At 47.0% G+C, this 18,943-nt stretch carries 18 protein-coding genes and 1 pseudogene; 17 read left to right on the top strand and 2 right to left on the bottom strand.

What is annotated here, in order from left to right:
* Positions 1–248: 248 nt before the first annotated feature.
* Both ACFK9X_RS18935 and invH read right to left on the bottom strand, forming a co-directional pair.
* Positions 249–449: pseudogene (locus ACFK9X_RS18935) on the bottom strand (transposase); the annotation flags it as partial.
* Positions 450–852: 403 nt separating this feature from the next.
* Positions 853–1,296, bottom strand: a complete 444-nt coding sequence (gene invH / locus ACFK9X_RS18930; protein ID WP_151117339.1) for an SPI-1 type III secretion system invasion lipoprotein InvH — start codon at positions 1,294–1,296, stop codon at positions 853–855.
* Positions 1,297–1,751: 455 nt separating this feature from the next.
* Here invH and invF point away from each other — a divergent pair, with 455 nt between their 5' ends.
* From invF to sipD, 17 genes are all read left to right on the top strand, one after another.
* Positions 1,752–2,402: a type III secretion system transcriptional activator InvF gene (gene invF, locus ACFK9X_RS18925; protein WP_001674874.1), complete on the top strand. Its 651-nt coding sequence runs from the start codon at positions 1,752–1,754 to the stop codon at positions 2,400–2,402.
* Positions 2,399–4,087: a type III secretion system outer membrane ring protein InvG gene (gene invG / locus ACFK9X_RS18920; protein WP_151117336.1), complete on the top strand. Its 1,689-nt coding sequence runs from the start codon at positions 2,399–2,401 to the stop codon at positions 4,085–4,087. The genes invF and invG overlap by 4 nt, the downstream gene beginning before the upstream one ends.
* Positions 4,084–5,202, top strand: a complete 1,119-nt coding sequence (gene invE, locus ACFK9X_RS18915; protein ID WP_053868766.1) for a type III secretion system gatekeeper InvE — start codon at positions 4,084–4,086, stop codon at positions 5,200–5,202. The genes invG and invE overlap by 4 nt, the downstream gene beginning before the upstream one ends.
* 24 nt (positions 5,203–5,226) lie before the next feature.
* Positions 5,227–7,284 (top strand): type III secretion system export apparatus protein InvA, encoded by a 2,058-nt coding sequence (gene invA / locus ACFK9X_RS18910; RefSeq protein WP_151117334.1) that lies wholly within the window; start codon positions 5,227–5,229, stop codon positions 7,282–7,284.
* A gap of 23 nt (positions 7,285–7,307) precedes the next feature.
* Positions 7,308–7,715, top strand: coding sequence for an SPI-1 type III secretion system chaperone SpaK (gene spaK / locus ACFK9X_RS18905; RefSeq protein WP_001164066.1), 408 nt, complete (start codon positions 7,308–7,310; stop codon positions 7,713–7,715).
* A complete protein-coding gene (gene invC / locus ACFK9X_RS18900) occupies positions 7,712–9,007 on the top strand; it encodes a SctN family type III secretion system ATPase InvC (protein WP_000856766.1) in 1,296 nt (431 codons plus the stop codon). The genes spaK and invC overlap by 4 nt, the downstream gene beginning before the upstream one ends.
* Positions 8,985–9,428 carry an SPI-1 type III secretion system protein SpaM gene (spaM, locus tag ACFK9X_RS18895; protein ID WP_000555884.1) on the top strand — a complete coding sequence of 148 codons (444 nt, stop codon included), beginning with the start codon at positions 8,985–8,987 and terminating at the stop codon, positions 9,426–9,428. Before invC ends, spaM begins: the two co-directional genes overlap by 23 nt.
* Complete coding sequence (gene spaN / locus ACFK9X_RS18890; protein ID WP_058331191.1) at positions 9,428–10,438, top strand: SPI-1 type III secretion system protein SpaN; 1,011 nt, start codon at positions 9,428–9,430, stop codon at positions 10,436–10,438. Before spaM ends, spaN begins: the two co-directional genes overlap by 1 nt.
* Positions 10,438–11,349, top strand: a complete 912-nt coding sequence (gene spaO / locus ACFK9X_RS18885) for an SPI-1 type III secretion system protein SpaO (RefSeq protein WP_151117332.1) — start codon at positions 10,438–10,440, stop codon at positions 11,347–11,349. The genes spaN and spaO overlap by 1 nt, the downstream gene beginning before the upstream one ends.
* Positions 11,339–12,013: an SPI-1 type III secretion system export apparatus protein SpaP gene (gene spaP / locus ACFK9X_RS18880; RefSeq protein WP_000526016.1), complete on the top strand. Its 675-nt coding sequence runs from the start codon at positions 11,339–11,341 to the stop codon at positions 12,011–12,013. The genes spaO and spaP overlap by 11 nt, the downstream gene beginning before the upstream one ends.
* Before the next feature lie 25 nt (positions 12,014–12,038).
* Positions 12,039–12,299 carry an SPI-1 type III secretion system export apparatus protein SpaQ gene (gene spaQ / locus ACFK9X_RS18875; protein ID WP_000342503.1) on the top strand — a complete coding sequence of 87 codons (261 nt, stop codon included), beginning with the start codon at positions 12,039–12,041 and terminating at the stop codon, positions 12,297–12,299.
* A 3-nt stretch (positions 12,300–12,302) separates the two neighbouring features.
* Positions 12,303–13,094 (top strand): SPI-1 type III secretion system export apparatus protein SpaR, encoded by a 792-nt coding sequence (gene spaR / locus ACFK9X_RS18870; RefSeq protein ID WP_000498965.1) that lies wholly within the window; start codon positions 12,303–12,305, stop codon positions 13,092–13,094.
* Positions 13,081–14,151, top strand: a complete 1,071-nt coding sequence (gene spaS / locus ACFK9X_RS18865; RefSeq protein ID WP_000097721.1) for an SPI-1 type III secretion system export apparatus protein SpaS — start codon at positions 13,081–13,083, stop codon at positions 14,149–14,151. Before spaR ends, spaS begins: the two co-directional genes overlap by 14 nt.
* A gap of 137 nt (positions 14,152–14,288) precedes the next feature.
* Positions 14,289–14,786 carry a SycD/LcrH family type III secretion system chaperone SicA gene (sicA, locus tag ACFK9X_RS18860; protein WP_000386309.1) on the top strand — a complete coding sequence of 166 codons (498 nt, stop codon included), beginning with the start codon at positions 14,289–14,291 and terminating at the stop codon, positions 14,784–14,786.
* Between the two features lie 2 nt (positions 14,787–14,788).
* Positions 14,789–16,570: an SPI-1 type III secretion system needle tip complex protein SipB gene (gene sipB, locus ACFK9X_RS18855; RefSeq protein ID WP_151117330.1), complete on the top strand. Its 1,782-nt coding sequence runs from the start codon at positions 14,789–14,791 to the stop codon at positions 16,568–16,570.
* 27 nt (positions 16,571–16,597) lie between these two features.
* Positions 16,598–17,827, top strand: a complete 1,230-nt coding sequence (gene sipC, locus ACFK9X_RS18850; RefSeq protein ID WP_000909019.1) for an SPI-1 type III secretion system needle tip complex protein SipC — start codon at positions 16,598–16,600, stop codon at positions 17,825–17,827.
* Between the two features lie 70 nt (positions 17,828–17,897).
* On the top strand, positions 17,898–18,929 hold the full coding sequence (gene sipD / locus ACFK9X_RS18845; RefSeq protein WP_000932249.1) for an SPI-1 type III secretion system needle tip complex protein SipD: 1,032 nt from the start codon (positions 17,898–17,900) through the stop codon (positions 18,927–18,929).
* Positions 18,930–18,943: the final 14 nt, after the last annotated feature.

The following is an 18,943-nucleotide window of genomic DNA, read 5'->3' as shown; positions in this document are numbered from 1 at the left end:
GTACAATTATAATACATATATGTACGCTTTCAAGGCGTACATGTGAGGCTAATATAGTCCAGACATGGCAAGAAGGTCGTTCACTGTCTTTAAACAGAGGATTAACTTCGGTTTATCGCGATTGCATTATTTTAATCTCACTGATTACGTATCATCAGGGAGTTTGCTAAATATATTCATGATTCTCTTTTTTGCCGTAACTGGTTGATTGATCCTACCCGCGTAATAGGGACACAACCCTAAGTGGCGGACATCTCCTGCTCACGTTCAGAAGAAGAGAGCTGAGTTTGCTGTTTGCTTCGCCAGCTGTAGAGCTGTGATTTATACAGATTAAGCTCGCGGGCGGCAGCGTCCACCCCAATGCGTTCCGCCAGTTTCAGGGCCTCCTGACGAAATTCAGGCGTGTGCTGCTTGCGTGGCTTTTTGGTGGTTGATGCTGGTTTTGTTATGTGAGTCACCTCTTGCTTGAGCGTTTACTCACTTAGTTGCGTGTCCACTATTGCTGGGTAAGTTCAAAAGAACGTTATTCGCGAAAAGTGGATGGGGTATCGTAAGAATGCCAACATGTGGGGCAAGAGGGGGATGTCAGTTTATCGCGATATACGAGACGATAGTTTGTCAGTATAAGTTTCGGCTATTTTCCCGAGTCTGGGAGACAGTTCTTTATCACAAATAAAAAAAGCAGCAGCGAGGTGCTGCTGTATCAAAAAGCAGATTGATAAATGCAACGTAAGAGACAAATGGCCAACCGTAAAAGTGACCATAGCTATAATAATTATATTGATATTAAGTGGCAATGCAAAATATGGTCTTAATTATATCATGATGAGTTCAGCCAACGGTGATATGGCCTTATAAGGCTTGCAGTCTTTCATGGGCAGAAAGTAACGTCTGATATATGCTTAAATTCTTACTTCCGGGTTCAAGCAAAACTTTTTTAAATTCGGTCATGAGTTGCTCTTCATCTTCTTTCGAACGCATGTATTGTGGATGTTCCTGGAAGAAGGTGAACGCCTGCTCTTTGGTTTGTTTATATTTTTCGCAAAAAATGCTTGAGCTGATTGCGCTATTTTTTGATGCGGAATTATCAGCGTTCTGGTTTGATAATGATTTATTCTTCGCAAGGTCTGACGGCACATACGGAAGAGACTGACACTCATCAATACTATTTGCGTTGGCCAGTTGCTCTTGCTGAGCGCCAGGTTGCTGTACCGGTTTGCTCACGGAGGAAGGGAGGGGCACCTGAGCACAGCCGATCAGTAAAAAGACAGGAAGACAGCTATAAAATTTTTTCATATTAACTCCAACTACAGAAGAATGAGGCGCCATGTTTTTACACAACCGTCAGAACGTTATCTGACAATAGTGATAAGGGGCGAATGCGTTTCAGGAATGCTAGCAAAAAAAACTCCTGATATAAATAATTAATTCTCCATCCCGATGACAATATCTGAATTTTTGCGGCTGTAGAACAATAAGCCAGAATTTATACACTATGAGCTGATTTTCTGTTTTAAATTATCAAGCGCTGTGCAAGTGGGCCAATTTAATTAGCGGGTGGCATCAGTTTCATAATGTTTGCATCAGGATTTTGCCACCCGCTCCCGGTATTGTTTACATATTAAAATGATTTTTAACTGGTGCTGACAACTATGCTAAATACGCAGGAAGTACTTAAAGAAGGAGAGAAGCGGAAAATCCGCAGCCCGGAAGCATGGTTTATACAGACGTGTTCCGCGCAAAAGCTGCATATGTCATTTTCTGAAAGCCGACACAATGAAAACTGCCTGATTCAGGAAGGCGCGCTGCTTTTTTGCGAGCAGGCCGTTGTCGCACCAGTATCAGGAGACCTGGTTTTTCGACCGTTAAAAATTGAAGTACTCAGCAAATTACTGGCATTTATCGATGGCGCAGGATTAGTGGACACGACATATGCTGAATCCGATAAATGGGTTTTGCTGAGTCCTGAGTTTCGCGCTATTTGGCAAGATCGTAAACGCTGCGAGTACTGGTTTTTGCAGCAAATTATTACGCCTTCTCCGGCCTTCAATAAGGTACTGGCGCTGTTACGAAAAAGCGAGAGTTACTGGTTGGTTGGCTATTTACTCGCTCAGTCAACCAGCGGCAACACGATGAGAATGCTGGGAGAAGACTATGGCGTTTCTTATACCCATTTTCGTCGTTTGTGCAGCAGAGCGTTGGGCGGAAAAGCGAAGAGTGAATTACGAAACTGGCGTATGGCGCAATCGCTGCTGAATAGTGTAGAAGGCCACGAGAACATCACCCAATTAGCCGTTAATCATGGTTACTCATCGCCTTCACATTTTTCTAGTGAGATCAAAGAGCTGATCGGCGTTTCGCCGCGGAAATTATCAAATATTATTCAATTGGCAGACAAATGAAGACACATATTCTTTTGGCCAGAGTGCTGGCATGTGCCGCGCTTGTTCTGGTTGCACCTGGTTATTCTAGTGAAAAAATACCTGTAACGGGAAGTGGGTTTGTTGCGAAAGACGATAGCCTGCGGACATTTTTCGATGCCATGGCGCTACAGCTAAAGGAGCCTGTCATTGTTAGCAAAATGGCGGCACGAAAAAAAATTACGGGCAACTTTGAGTTTCACGATCCTAACGCATTACTGGAGAAGCTTTCCCTACAACTGGGGCTGATTTGGTATTTCGATGGGCAGGCTATCTATATTTATGACGCCAGTGAAATGCGCAATGCCGTGGTTTCTTTACGCAACATCTCACTCAATGAGTTCAACAATTTTCTAAAACGCTCAGGCTTATATAACAAAAATTATCCGCTACGTGGCGATAACCGTAAAGGAACATTCTATGTTTCAGGGCCACCCGTTTATGTTGATATGGTGGTCAACGCCGCCACCATGATGGACAAGCAAAACGATGGTATTGAGCTGGGACGCCAGAAAATAGGGGTGATGCGTCTGAATAATACCTTCGTGGGCGATCGTACCTACAATCTGCGCGATCAGAAAATGGTTATCCCCGGTATTGCCACGGCCATTGAAAGGTTATTGCAGGGAGAGGAACAACCCTTAGGTAATATTGTCAGTAGCGAACCCCCGGCGATGCCAGCGTTTTCAGCGAATGGAGAAAAAGGTAAAGCAGCAAATTATGCCGGTGGCATGAGTCTGCAGGAAGCTTTAAAGCAAAACGCCGCGGCGGGCAATATTAAAATCGTGGCCTATCCGGATACCAACAGTTTGTTAGTAAAAGGAACGGCTGAGCAGGTGCATTTTATCGAAATGCTGGTTAAAGCGCTGGATGTCGCCAAACGTCACGTAGAATTATCCCTGTGGATTGTCGATCTTAATAAAAGCGATCTGGAGCGTTTGGGCACTTCATGGAGCGGCAGCATTACTATTGGGGACAAACTTGGCGTGTCATTAAACCAGTCTTCAATAAGTACCCTCGATGGCAGTCGATTCATCGCCGCGGTAAATGCGTTAGAAGAGAAGAAACAGGCGACGGTGGTTTCGCGCCCGGTATTACTGACTCAGGAAAATGTTCCCGCTATTTTTGATAACAACAGAACGTTTTACACCAAGCTGATTGGGGAACGTAATGTGGCGCTTGAGCATGTAACATACGGAACAATGATCCGAGTGCTGCCCCGTTTTTCCGCAGATGGTCAGATAGAAATGTCGCTGGACATTGAAGATGGCAACGATAAGACGCCGCAATCTGATACTACCACCTCCGTAGATGCGTTACCCGAAGTCGGGCGAACGTTAATTAGCACTATTGCGAGAGTGCCGCACGGAAAAAGTTTGCTGGTCGGGGGTTATACACGGGATGCAAATACCGATACTGTCCAAAGTATTCCGTTTTTAGGCAAATTACCGCTTATTGGTAGCCTGTTCCGTTATTCCAGTAAGAATAAAAGTAATGTTGTTCGTGTGTTCATGATTGAACCAAAAGAAATTGTCGACCCGTTAACGCCGGATGCCAGCGAATCGGTAAACAATATTCTGAAGCAAAGCGGTGCCTGGAGTGGGGACGATAAGTTACAGAAATGGGTTCGTGTTTATCTGGATAGAGGTCAGGAGGTAATTAAATGATTCCTGGCTCAACCTCCGGTATTTCATTTTCCAGAATATTGTCCCGGCAGACATCTCACCAGGATGCGACCCAGCATACTGATGCGCAACAGGCGGAAATACAACAGGCCGCGGAGGATTCGTCTCCAGGGGCGGAAGTACAAAAATTTGTCCAGTCGACGGACGAAATGTCAGCGGCGCTGGCGCAATTTCGTAACCGTCGCGATTATGAAAAAAAATCCAGTAATTTATCTAACAGTTTTGAACGCGTGCTGGAGGATGAGGCTTTACCGAAGGCGAAGCAAATATTAAAGCTAATTAGCGTACATGGCGGCGCGTTAGAAGATTTTTTACGTCAGGCGCGTAGCTTATTTCCTGACCCCAGTGATTTAGTCCTTGTGTTACGCGAATTGCTTCGTCGTAAAGATCTGGAAGAGATCGTGCGGAAAAAGCTGGAGTCGTTACTTAAGCACGTTGAAGAGCAAACCGATCCGAAGACCCTCAAGGCAGGGATTAATTGTGCGTTGAAGGCCCGGCTTTTTGGGAAAACATTATCGTTAAAACCAGGCTTATTGCGCGCCAGCTATCGGCAATTTATCCAGAGTGAATCACATGAAGTGGAGATTTACTCTGACTGGATAGCCAGTTATGGCTATCAACGTCGACTGGTGGTACTGGATTTTATCGAGGGTTCGCTATTAACCGATATTGACGCGAATGACGCCAGCTGTTCGCGCCTGGAGTTTGGCCAGCTTTTACGACGCCTGACGCAACTTAAAATGTTGCGCTCCGCTGACCTGCTGTTTGTGAGTACATTGTTGTCGTATTCGTTTACCAAAGCGTTTAATGAGGAGGAGTCGTCGTGGCTACTACTGATGCTTTCGCTATTGCAACAGCCACATGAAGTGGATTCGCTGTTAGCCGATATTATAGGTTTGAATGCGTTATTGCTTAGTCATAAAGAACATGCATCCTTTTTGCAGATATTTTATCAAGTATGTAAAGCCATACCCTCTTCACTCTTTTATGAAGAATATTGGCAGGAAGAATTGTTAATGGCGTTACGTAGTATGACCGATATTGCCTACAAGCATGAAATGGCAGAACAGCGTCGTACTATTGAAAAGCTGTCTTAATTTAATATTAACAGGATACCTATAGTGCTGCTTTCTCTACTTAACAGTGCTCGTTTACGACCTGAATTACTGATTCTGGTACTAATGGTGATGATCATTTCTATGTTCGTCATTCCATTACCTACCTATCTGGTTGATTTCCTGATCGCACTGAATATCGTACTGGCGATATTGGTGTTTATGGGGTCGTTCTACATTGACAGAATCCTCAGTTTTTCAACGTTTCCTGCGGTACTGTTAATTACCACGCTCTTTCGTCTGGCATTATCAATCAGTACCAGCCGTCTTATCTTGATTGAAGCCGATGCCGGTGAAATTATCGCCACGTTCGGGCAATTCGTTATTGGCGATAGCCTGGCGGTGGGTTTTGTTGTCTTCTCTATTGTCACCGTGGTCCAGTTTATCGTTATTACCAAAGGTTCAGAACGCGTCGCGGAAGTCGCGGCCCGATTTTCTCTGGATGGTATGCCCGGTAAACAGATGAGTATTGATGCCGATTTGAAGGCCGGTATTATTGATGCGGATGCCGCGCGCGAACGGCGAAGCGTACTGGAAAGAGAAAGCCAGCTTTACGGTTCCTTTGACGGTGCGATGAAGTTTATCAAAGGTGACGCTATTGCCGGCATCATTATCATCTTTGTGAACTTTATTGGCGGTATTTCGGTGGGGATGACCCGCCATGGTATGGATTTGTCCTCCGCCCTGTCTACTTATACCATGCTGACCATTGGTGATGGTCTTGTCGCCCAGATCCCCGCATTGTTGATTGCGATTAGTGCCGGTTTTATCGTGACTCGCGTAAATGGCGATAGCGATAATATGGGGCGGAATATCATGACGCAGCTGTTGAACAACCCATTTGTATTGGTTGTTACGGCTATTTTGACCATTTCAATGGGAACTCTGCCGGGATTCCCGCTGCCGGTTTTTGTTATTTTATCGGTGGTTTTAAGCGTACTCTTCTATTTTAAATTCCGTGAAGCAAAACGTAGCGCCGCCAAACCTAAAACCAGCAAAGGCGAGCAGCCGCTCAGTATTGAGGAAAAAGAAGGGTCGTCGTTGGGACTGATTGGCGATCTCGATAAAGTCTCTACAGAGACCGTACCGTTGATATTACTTGTGCCGAAGAGCCGGCGTGAAGATCTGGAAAAAGCTCAACTTGCGGAGCGTCTACGTAGTCAGTTCTTTATTGATTATGGCGTGCGCCTGCCGGAAGTATTGTTACGCGATGGCGAGGGCCTGGACGATAACAGCATCGTATTGTTGATTAATGAGATCCGTGTTGAACAATTTACGGTCTATTTTGATTTGATGCGAGTGGTAAATTATTCCGATGAAGTCGTGTCCTTTGGTATTAATCCAACAATCCATCAGCAAGGTAGCAGCCAGTATTTCTGGGTAACGCATGAAGAGGGGGAGAAACTCCGGGAGCTTGGCTATGTGTTGCGGAACGCGCTTGATGAGCTTTACCACTGTCTGGCGGTGACGCTGGCGCGCAACGTCAATGAATATTTCGGTATTCAGGAAACAAAACATATGCTGGACCAACTGGAAGCGAAATTTCCTGATTTACTTAAAGAAGTGCTCAGACATGCCACGGTACAACGTATATCTGAAGTTTTGCAGCGTTTGTTAAGTGAACGTGTTTCCGTGCGTAATATGAAATTAATTATGGAAGCGCTCGCATTGTGGGCGCCAAGAGAAAAAGATGTCATTAACCTTGTGGAGCATATTCGTGGGGCAATGGCGCGTTATATTTGCCATAAATTCGCCAATGGCGGCGAATTACGAGCAGTAATGGTATCTGCTGAAGTTGAGGATGTTATTCGCAAAGGGATCCGTCAGACCTCTGGCAGTACCTTCCTCAGCCTTGACCCGGAAGCCTCCGCTAATTTGATGGATCTCATTACACTTAAGTTGGATGATTTATTGATTGCACATAAAGATCTTGTCCTCCTTACGTCTGTCGATGTCCGTCGATTTATTAAGAAAATGATTGAAGGTCGTTTTCCGGATCTGGATGTTTTATCTTTCGGTGAGATAGCAGATAGCAAGTCAGTGAATGTTATAAAAACAATATAAGGGCTTAATTAAGGAAAAGATCTATGCAACATTTGGATATCGCTGAATTAGTTCGTTCCGCACTGGAAGTAAGTGGTTGCGATCCTTCACTCATCGGAGGAATAGATAGCCATTCAACAATTGTTCTGGATTTATTTGCATTGCCAAGTATCTGTATCAGCGTCAAGGACGATGATGTATGGATCTGGGCGCAATTGGGTGCTGACAGCATGGTGGTATTACAACAGCGGGCTTATGAAATCTTAATGACCATCATGGAAGGATGCCATTTTGCCCGCGGCGGGCAATTACTACTGGGGGAGCAGAATGGGGAGCTAACGCTTAAAGCCTTAGTGCATCCGGATTTTTTATCTGACGGTGAAAAGTTCTCTACTGCCTTGAATGGGTTTTACAACTATCTGGAAGTTTTTAGTCGGTCGCTAATGAGATGAAAACACCTCGTTTACTGCAATATCTGGCCTACCCACAAAAAATAACCGGCCCAATTATTGAGGCGGAATTGCGCGATGTGGCCATTGGCGAACTGTGTGAAATACGCCGTGGCTGGCACCAAAAACAGGTTGTTGCACGTGCGCAGGTGGTTGGCTTACAGCGGGAACGCACCGTGCTGAGCCTTATCGGCAATGCCCAGGGGCTGAGCCGCGATGTCGTGCTTTATCCCACTGGACGTGCGTTATCGGCGTGGGTGGGATACTCGGTATTAGGCGCGGTGTTGGATCCGACAGGGAAAATCGTTGAGCGTTTTACCCCTGAAGTGGCGCCGATTAGCGAAGAACGCGTTATTGATGTCGCACCGCCGTCTTACGCTTCACGCGTTGGCGTCCGTGAACCGCTGATTACCGGTGTGCGCGCGATTGACGGGTTATTGACCTGTGGCGTAGGCCAGCGAATGGGCATTTTTGCCTCCGCAGGATGCGGTAAGACCATGCTGATGCATATGCTGATCGAGCAAACGGAGGCGGATGTCTTTGTTATTGGTCTTATCGGTGAACGAGGCCGTGAGGTCACTGAATTCGTGGATATGTTGCGCGCTTCGCATAAGAAAGAAAAATGCGTGCTGGTTTTTGCCACTTCCGATTTCCCCTCGGTCGATCGCTGCAATGCGGCGCAACTGGCGACAACCGTAGCGGAATATTTTCGCGACCAGGGAAAACGGGTCGTGCTTTTTATCGATTCCATGACCCGTTATGCGCGTGCTTTGCGAGACGTGGCACTGGCGTCGGGAGAGCGTCCGGCCCGTCGAGGTTATCCCGCCTCCGTATTCGATAATTTGCCCCGCTTGCTGGAACGCCCCGGGGCGACCAGTGAGGGAAGCATTACTGCCTTTTATACGGTACTGCTGGAAAGCGAGGAAGAGGCGGACCCGATGGCGGATGAAATTCGCTCTATCCTTGACGGTCACCTGTATCTGAGCAGAAAGCTGGCCGGGCAGGGACATTACCCGGCAATCGATGTACTGAAAAGCGTAAGCCGCGTTTTTGGACAAGTCACGACGCCGACACATGCTGAACAGGCATCTGCCGTGCGTAAATTAATGACGCGTCTGGAAGAGCTCCAGCTTTTCATTGACTTGGGAGAATATCGTCCTGGCGAAAATATCGATAACGATCGGGCGATGCAGATGCGGGATAGCCTGAAAGCCTGGTTATGCCAGCCGGTAGCGCAATATTCATCCTTTGATGACACGTTGAGCGGTATGAATGCATTCGCTGACCAGAATTAAAGTATTGCAGCGGCGCTGTACGGTATTTCATTCACAGTGTGAGTCGATATTACTTCGCTATCAGGATGAGGACCGCGGGCTGCAGGCCGAGGAGGAGGCGATCCTTGAACAAATAGCGGGTCTGAAATTGTTATTAGATACGCTGCGTGCAGAAAACAGACAGCTCAGTCGTGAGGAAATTTATACGTTATTACGTAAGCAGTCTATTGTTCGCCGGCAGATAAAAGATTTAGAACTCCAGATTATACAAATTCAGGAAAAACGGAGCGAGCTGGAAAAGAAAAGGGAAGAGTTTCAGAAAAAAAGTAAATATTGGTTGCGCAAAGAAGGGAACTATCAACGCTGGATAATCCGTCAGAAAAGACACTATATCCAGCGAGAGATACAGCAGGAAGAGGCCGAGTCAGAGGAGATAATTTAATGGGCGATGTGTCAGCTGTCAGTTCATCCGGGAACATTTTACTGCCGCAGCAGGATGAGGTTGGCGGTTTATCAGAAGCATTAAAAAAAGCGGTGGAAAAACATAAGACAGAATATTCCGGTGATAAAAAAGATCGCGACTATGGCGATGCTTTCGTAATGCATAAAGAAACGGCTTTACCGGTATTACTGGCGGCATGGCGACATGGCGCGCCAGCGAAATCAGAACATCACAATGGCAACGTTTCTGGTCTGCATCATAACGGAAAAGGCGAACTCAGGATTGCTGAAAAACTGTTGAAAGTCACTGCTGAAAAATCTGTCGGTTTGATTTCTGCGGAGGCCAAAGTAGATAAATCCGCAGCGTTGCTATCGTCTAAAAATAGGCCGTTAGAAAGCGTAAGCGGTAAAAAATTATCTGCTGATTTAAAAGCCGTGGAATCCGTTAGTGAAGTAACCGATAACGCCACGGGAATCTCTGACGATAATATCAAGGCATTGCCTGGGGATAATAAAGCCATCGCGGGCGAAGGCGTTCGTAAAGAGGGCGCGCCGCTGGCGCGGGATGTCGCACCTGTCCGAATGGCCGCAGCCAATACCGGTAAGCCTGACGATAAAGATCATAAAAAGGTTAAAGATGTTTCTCAGCTTCCGCTGCAACCAACCACTATCGCCGATCTTAGCCAATTAACCGGCGGCGATGAAAAAATGCCTTTAGCGGCGCAATCAAAGCCGATGATGACTATTTTTCCCACTGCCGATGGCGTGAAAGGAGAGGATAGCTCGCTGACTTACCGTTTTCAGCGCTGGGGAAATGACTATTCCGTCAATATTCAGGCGCGGCAAGCAGGGGAGTTTTCGTTAATACCGTCAAATACGCAGGTTGAACATCGTTTGCATGATCAATGGCAAAACGGTAATCCCCAGCGCTGGCACCTGACGCGAGACGATCAACAAAATCCGCAGCAGCAACAGCACAGACAGCAATCTGGCGAGGAGGATGACGCCTGATGTCATTGCGTGTGAGACAGATTGATCGTCGCGAATGGCTATTGGCGCAAACCGCGACAGAATGCCAGCGCCATGGCCGGGAAGCTACGCTGGAATATCCGACGCGACAGGGAATGTGGGTTCGGTTGAGCGATGCAGAAAAACGGTGGTCGGCCTGGATTAAACCTGGGGACTGGCTTGAGCATGTCTCTCCCGCTCTGGCGGGGGCGGCGGTTTCTGCTGGCGCTGAGCACCTGGTCGTTCCCTGGCTTGCTGCAACAGAGCGACCGTTTGAGTTGCCCGTGCCGCATTTGTCCTGTCGGCGTTTATGCGTAGAGAACCCCGTGCCGGGAAGCGCGCTGCCGGAAGGGAAATTGTTGCACATTATGAGCGATCGGGGCGGCCTGTGGTTTGAGCATCTTCCTGAACTGCCTGCAGTCGGGGGCGGCAGGCCGAAAATGCTGCGTTGGCCGTTGCGCTTTGTAATCGGTAGCAGTGATACGCAGCGTTCGTTGCTGGGCCGAATCGGGATCGGAGATGTACTCCTGATTCGTACTTCCCGTGCGGAAGTTTATTGCTACGCGAAAAAGTTAGGTCATTTCAACCGTGTTGAAGGGGGAATTATTGTGGAAACGTTAGATATTCAACATATCGAAGAAGAAAATAATACAACTGAAACTGCAGAAACTCGGCCTGGCTTGAATCAATTGCCCGTCAAACTGGAATTTGTTTTGTATCGTAAGAACGTTACCCTCGCCGAACTCGAAGCCATGGGGCAGCAACAGCTATTATCACTGCCGACCAATGCTGAACTTAACGTTGAAATTATGGCGAATGGTGTTTTGCTGGGTAATGGCGAACTGGTACAGATGAATGACACCTTAGGCGTTGAGATCCATGAATGGCTGAGCGAGTCTGGTAATGGGGAATGATATCTCATTAATTGCCTTACTGGCATTTTCCACCCTGTTGCCATTTATTATTGCGTCAGGAACCTGTTTCGTTAAATTTTCTATTGTATTTGTCATGGTGCGTAACGCCCTGGGATTGCAGCAGATACCTTCAAATATGACGCTTAACGGCGTCGCATTGCTGCTTTCTATGTTTGTTATGTGGCCCATAATGCATGATGCCTACGTCTATTTTGAGGACGAAGATGTCACCTTTAATGATATTTCGTCATTAAGTAAACACGTTGATGAAGGCCTGGATGGTTATCGCGATTATCTGATCAAATATTCAGATCGCGAGTTAGTTCAGTTTTTTGAAAACGCGCAACTGAAGCGTCAGTATGGAGAAGAGACCGAGACGGTAAAGCGTGACAAAGATGAAATTGAAAAACCATCAATATTTGCGTTATTACCTGCTTATGCGCTGAGCGAAATAAAAAGCGCGTTTAAAATTGGTTTTTATCTCTATTTGCCCTTTGTCGTCGTCGACCTGGTGGTATCCAGCGTGCTACTGGCGCTGGGGATGATGATGATGAGTCCGGTGACGATATCTACACCTATTAAGCTGGTGCTTTTTGTCGCGCTTGATGGCTGGACCTTACTGTCTAAGGGATTGATATTACAGTATATGGACATTGCAACATGACATCATTACGAGACGGGATAGTTAAATGGATGATTTAGTGTTTGCAGGTAATAAGGCGCTCTATCTTGTTTTGATCCTGTCAGGGTGGCCGACGATTGTCGCAACGATTATCGGCCTCCTGGTAGGGTTATTCCAGACGGTAACGCAATTACAGGAACAGACGCTGCCTTTTGGCATTAAATTACTTGGCGTGTGTTTATGCTTGTTTTTACTGTCTGGCTGGTATGGCGAAGTTTTACTCTCTTACGGGCGTCAGGTGATATTCCTGGCGTTGGCTAAGGGGTAAAAAATGTTTTACGCGTTGTACTTTGAAATTCATCACCTGGTTGCGTCTGCGGCGCTAGGGTTTGCTCGCGTGGCGCCGATTTTTTTCTTCCTGCCGTTTTTGAATAGCGGGGTATTAAGCGGCGCGCCGAGAAACGCCATTATCATCCTGGTGGCATTGGGAGTATGGCCGCATGCATTGAACGAGGCGCCGCCGTTTTTATCGGTGGCGATGATCCCGTTAGTTCTGCAAGAAGCGGCGGTAGGCGTCATGCTGGGCTGTCTGCTGTCATGGCCTTTTTGGGTTATGCATGCGCTGGGTTGTATTATCGATAACCAGCGAGGGGCAACGCTAAGTAGTAGTATCGATCCGGCAAACGGTATTGATACCTCGGAAATGGCTAATTTCCTGAATATGTTTGCCGCTGTCGTTTATTTACAAAACGGCGGTCTGGTCACGATGGTTGACGTGTTAAATAAAAGCTATCAGCTATGCGATCCGATGAACGAGTGCACGCCTTCATTACCGCCGCTATTAACGTTTATTAATCAGGTGGCTCAAAACGCGTTGGTTCTGGCCAGCCCGGTGGTATTAGTGCTGTTGCTGTCAGAAGTATTCCTGGGTTTATTGTCGCGCTTTGCTCCGCAAATGAACGCTTTTGCGATTTCACTGACGGTAAAAAGCGGCATTGCCGTTTTAATTATGCTGCTTTATTTCTCTCCGGTACTACCGGACAATGTACTGCGACTCTCTTTCCAGGCCACAGGGTTAAGCAGTTGGTTTTACGAGCGAGGGGCGACGCATGTCCTCGAATAAAACAGAAAAACCGACTAAAAAACGGCTGGAAGACTCTGCTAAAAAAGGCCAGTCATTTAAAAGTAAAGATCTCATTATCGCCTGCCTGACGCTGGGAGGAATTGCCTATCTGGTGTCGTATGGCTCATTTAATGAGTTTATGGGGATAATTAAGATCATTATTGCGGATAATTTTGATCAGAGCATGGCTGATTACAGTTTGGCCGTTTTTGGGATAGGATTAAAATATCTGATTCCATTTATGCTGCTCTGTTTAGTGTGTTCCGCATTACCGGCGTTATTACAGGCCGGTTTCGTGCTGGCGACAGAAGCATTAAAACCTAATTTATCGGCGTTAAACCCGGTAGAAGGGGCGAAAAAACTTTTTAGTATGCGCACGGTTAAAGATACGGTCAAAACCCTACTGTATCTCTCATCCTTTGTGGTGGCCGCCATCATTTGCTGGAAGAAATATAAGGTTGAAATCTTTTCTCAGTTAAATGGCAATGTTGTGGATATTGCCGTCATTTGGCGTGAACTTCTCCTCGCATTGGTATTAACTTGCCTTGCTTGCGCATTGATTGTCTTATTATTGGATGCTATTGCGGAATATTTCCTGACCATGAAAGATATGAAAATGGATAAGGAAGAAGTGAAGCGTGAAATGAAGGAGCAGGAAGGGAACCCAGAGGTTAAATCTAAAAGACGTGAAGTTCATATGGAAATTCTGTCTGAACAGGTGAAATCCGATATTGAAAACTCACGCCTGATTGTTGCCAACCCCACGCATATTACGATCGGGATTTATTTTAAACCCGAATTGATGCCGATTCCGATGATCTCGGTGTATGAAACGAATCAGCGCGCGCTGGCCGTCCGCGCCTATGCGGAGAAGGTTGGCGTACCTGTGATCGTCGATATCAAACTGGCGCGCAGTCTTTTCAAAACCCATCGCCGTTATGATCTGGTGAGTCTGGAAGAAATTGATGAAGTTTTACGTCTTCTGGTTTGGCTGGAAGAGGTAGAAAACGCGGGCAAAGACGTTATTCAGCCACAAGAAAACGAGGTACGGCATTGAGCCGCGTAAAGCAGTAGCGATGTATTCATTGGGCGTTTTTTGAATGTTCACTAACCACCGTCGGGGTTTAATAACTGCATCAGATAAACGCAGTCGTTAAGTTCTACAAAGTCGGTGACAGATAACAGGAGTAAGTAATGGATTATCAAAATAATGTCAGCGAAGAACGTGTTGCGGAAATGATTTGGGATGCCGTTAGTGAAGGCGCCACGCTAAAAGACGTTCACGGGATCCCTCAAGATATGATGGACGGTTTATATGCTCATGCTTATGAGTTTTATAACCAGGGACGACTGGATGAAGCTGAGACATTCTTTCGTTTCTTATGCATTTATGATTTTTACAATCCCGATTACACTATGGGGCTGGCGGCGGTATGCCAACTGAAAAAACAATTTCAGAAAGCATGTGACCTTTATGCAGTAGCGTTTACGTTACTTAAAAATGATTATCGCCCCGTCTTTTTTACCGGGCAGTGTCAATTATTAATGCGTAAGGCGGCAAAAGCCAGACAGTGTTTTGAACTTGTCAATGAACGTACTGAAGATGAGTCTCTGCGGGCAAAAGCGTTGGTCTATCTGGAGGCGCTAAAAACGGCGGAGACAGAGCAGCACAGTGAACAAGAAAAGGAATAATTATGGTAAATGACGCAAGTAGCATTAGCCGTAGCGGATATACCCAAAATCCGCGCCTCGCTGAGGCGGCTTTTGAAGGCGTTCGTAAGAACACGGACTTTTTAAAAGCGGCGGATAAAGCTTTTAAAGATGTGGTGGCAACGAAAGCGGGCGACCTTAAAGCCGGAACAAAGTCCGGCGAGAGCGCTATTAATACGGTGGGTCTAAAGCCGCCTACGGACGCCGCCCGGGAAAAACTCTCCAGCGAAGGGCAATTGACGTTACTGCTTGGCAAGTTAATGACGCTACTGGGCGATGTTTCGCTGTCTCAACTGGAGTCTCGTCTGGCGGTATGGCAGGCGATGATTGAGTCACAAAAAGAGATGGGGATTCAGGTATCGAAAGAATTCCAGACGGCTCTGGGAGAGGCTCAGGAGGCGACGGATCTCTATGAAGCCAGTATCAAAAAGACGGATACCGCCAAGAGTGTTTATGACGCTGCGGCCAAAAAACTGACGCAGGCGCAAAATAAATTGCAATCGCTGGACCCGGCTGACCCCGGCTATGCACAAGCTGAAGCCGCGGTAGAACAGGCCGGAAAAGAAGCGACAGAGGCGAAAGAGGCCTTAGATAAGGCCACGGATGCGACGGTTAAAGCAGGCACAGACGCCAAAGCGAAAGCCGAGAAAGCGGATAACATTCTGACCAAATTCCAGGGAACGGCTAATGCCGCCTCTCAGAATCAGGTTTCCCAGGGTGAGCAGGATAATCTGTCAAATGTCGCCCGCCTCACTATGCTCATGGCCATGTTTATTGAGATTGTGGGCAAAAATACGGAAGAAAGCCTGCAAAACGATCTTGCGCTTTTCAACGCCTTGCAGGAAGGGCGTCAGGCGGAGATGGAAAAGAAATCGGCTGAATTCCAGGAAGAGACGCGCAAAGCCGAGGAAACGAACCGCATTATGGGATGTATCGGGAAAGTCCTCGGCGCGCTGCTAACCATTGTCAGCGTTGTGGCCGCTGTTTTTACCGGTGGGGCGAGTCTGGCGCTGGCTGCGGTGGGACTTGCGATAATGGTTGCCGATGAAATTGTGAAGGCGGCGACGGGGGTGTCGTTTATTCAGCAGGCGCTAAACCCGATTATGGAGCATGTGCTGAAGCCGTTAATGGAGCTGATTGGCAAGGCGATTACCAAAGCGCTGGAAGGATTAGGCGTCGATAAGAAAACGGCAGAGATGGCAGGCAGCATTGTTGGTGCGATTGTTGCCGCTATTGCGATGGTAGCGGTCATTGTGGTGGTCGCAGTTGTCGGGAAAGGCGCGGCGGCGAAACTGGGTAACGCGCTGAGCAAAATGATGGGCGAAACGATTAAGAAGTTGGTGCCTAACGTGCTGAAACAGTTGGCGCAAAACGGCAGCAAACTCTTTACCCAGGGGATGCAACGTATTACTAGCGGCCTGGGTAATGTGGGTAGCAAGATGGGCCTGCAAACGAATGCCTTAAGTAAAGAGCTGGTAGGTAATACCCTAAATAAAGTGGCGTTGGGCATGGAAGTCACGAATACCGCAGCCCAGTCAGCCGGTGGTGTTGCCGAGGGGGTATTTATTAAAAATGCCAGTGAGGCGCTTGCTGATTTTATGCTCGCCCGTTTTGCCATGGATCAAATTCAGCAGTGGCTTAAACAATCCGTAGAAATATTTGGTGAAAACCAGAAGGTAACGGCGGAACTGCAAAAAGCCATGTCTTCTGCGGTACAGCAAAATGCGGATGCTTCGCGTTTTATTCTGCGCCAGAGTCGCGCATAAAAACTGCCAAAATAAAGGGAGAAAAATATGTTAATTAGTAATGTGGGAATAAATCCCGCCGCTTATTTAAATAATCATTCTGTTGAGAATAGTTCACAGACAGCTTCGCAATCCGTTAGCGCTAAAGATATTCTGAATAGTATTGGTATTAGCAGCAGTAAAGTCAGTGACCTGGGGTTGAGTCCTACACTGAGCGCGCCTGCGCCAGGGGTATTAACGCAAACCCCCGGAACGATCACGTCCTTTTTAAAAGCCAGTATTCAAAATACCGACATGAATCAGGATTTGAATGCCCTGGCAAATAATGTCACGACTAAAGCGAATGAGGTTGTGCAAACCCAGTTACGTGAGCAGCAGGCAGAAGTCGGAAAGTTTTTTGATATTAGCGGAATGTCTTCCAGTGCCGTTGCGCTGTTGGCTGCCGCGAATACGTTAATGCTGACGTTGAACCAGGCTGATAGCAAACTGTCTGGTAAGTTGTCATTAGTCAGTTTTGATGCAGCTAAAACGACAGCAAGCTCCATGATGCGCGAAGGGATGAATGCGTTGTCCGGTAGTATTTCCCAGAGCGCGCTTCAGTTGGGGATCACTGGCGTGGGCGCCAAACTGGAATATAAGGGGCTGCAGAATGAAAGAGGCGCGCTTAAACATAATGCCGCGAAGATCGATAAACTGACCACTGAAAGCCACAGTATTAAAAACGTGCTGAACGGGCAGAATAGCGTCAAACTCGGTGCTGAAGGCGTCGATTCTCTGAAATCGTTAAATATGAAGAAAACCGGTACCGATGCGACGAAAAATCTTAATGATGCGACGCTTAAATCTAATGCCGGAACCAGCGCCACGGAAAGTCTGGGTATTAAAGACAGTAATAAACAAATCTCCCCTGAACATCAGGCTATTCTGTCGAAACGTCTTGAGTCTGTCGAATCCGATATTCGTCTTGAGCAGAATACCATGGATATGACCCGAATTGATGCGCGCAAGATGCAGATGACGGGCGATCTGATTATGAAGAACTCGGTCACGGTCGGTGGTATTGCAGGGGCGTCCGGGCAGTACGCCGCTACTCAGGAACGTTCCGAGCAGCAAATTAGCCAGGTGAATAACCGTGTTGCCAGCACCGCATCGGACGAAGCCCGTGAAAGTTCACGTAAATCGACCAGCCTGATTCAGGAAATGCTGAAAACAATGGAGAGCATTAACCAGTCGAAAGCATCCGCACTTGCTGCTATCGCAGGCAATATTCGCGCTTAATCTGAAAGGTCATCTATACGCCATCATGGGTGTGATTTAATCGCGCTCCTGATGGCGAACTGGGGATATTATGCTTAATATTCAAAATTATTCCGCTTCTCCTCATCCGGGGATCGTTGCCGAACGGCCGCAGACTCCCTCGGCGAGCGAGCACGTCGAGACTGCCGTGGTACCGTCTACCACAGAACATCGCGGTACAGATATCATTTCATTATCGCAGGCGGCTACTAAAATCCAGCAGGCACAGCAGACGCTGCAGTCAACGCCACCGATCTCTGAAGAGAATAATGACGAGCGCACGCTGGCGCGCCAGCAGTTGACCAGCAGCCTGAATGCGCTGGCGAAGTCTGGCGTGTCATTATCCGCAGAACAAAATGAGAACCTGCGGAGCGCGTTTTCTGCGCCGACGTCGGCCTTATTTAGCGCTTCGCCTATGGCGCAGCCGAGAACAACCATTTCTGATGCTGAGATTTGGGATATGGTTTCCCAAAATATATCGGCGATAGGTGACAGCTATCTGGGCGTTTATGAAAACGTTGTCGCAGTCTATACCGATTTTTATCAGGCCTTCAGTGATATTCTTTCCAAAATGGGAGGCTGGTTATTACCAGGTAAGGACGGTAATACCGTTAAGCTAGATGTTACCTCACTCAAAAATGATTTAAACAGTTTAGTCAATAAATATAATCAAATAAACAGTAATACCGTTTTATTTCCAGCGCAGTCAGGCAGCGGCGTTAAAGTAGCCACTGAAGCGGAAGCGAGACAGTGGCTCAGTGAATTGAATTTACCGAATAGCTGCCTGAAATCTTATGGATCCGGTTATGTCGTCACCGTTGATCTGACGCCATTACAAAAAATGGTTCAGGATATTGATGGTTTAGGCGCGCCGGGAAAAGACTCAAAACTCGAAATGGATAACGCCAAATATCAAGCCTGGCAGTCGGGTTTTAAAGCGCAGGAAGAAAATATGAAAACCACATTACAGACGCTGACGCAAAAATATAGCAATGCCAATTCATTGTACGACAACCTGGTAAAAGTGCTGAGCAGTACGATAAGTAGCAGCCTGGAAACCGCCAAAAGCTTCCTGCAAGGATAACAGAAGAGGATATT

Origin of the sequence: Salmonella sp. WC3 (genome assembly GCF_042932255.1) — a bacterium.
GTDB lineage: Bacteria > Pseudomonadota > Gammaproteobacteria > Enterobacterales > Enterobacteriaceae > Salmonella > Salmonella enterica.
This window is presented reverse-complemented; position numbering and strand designations above follow the sequence as displayed.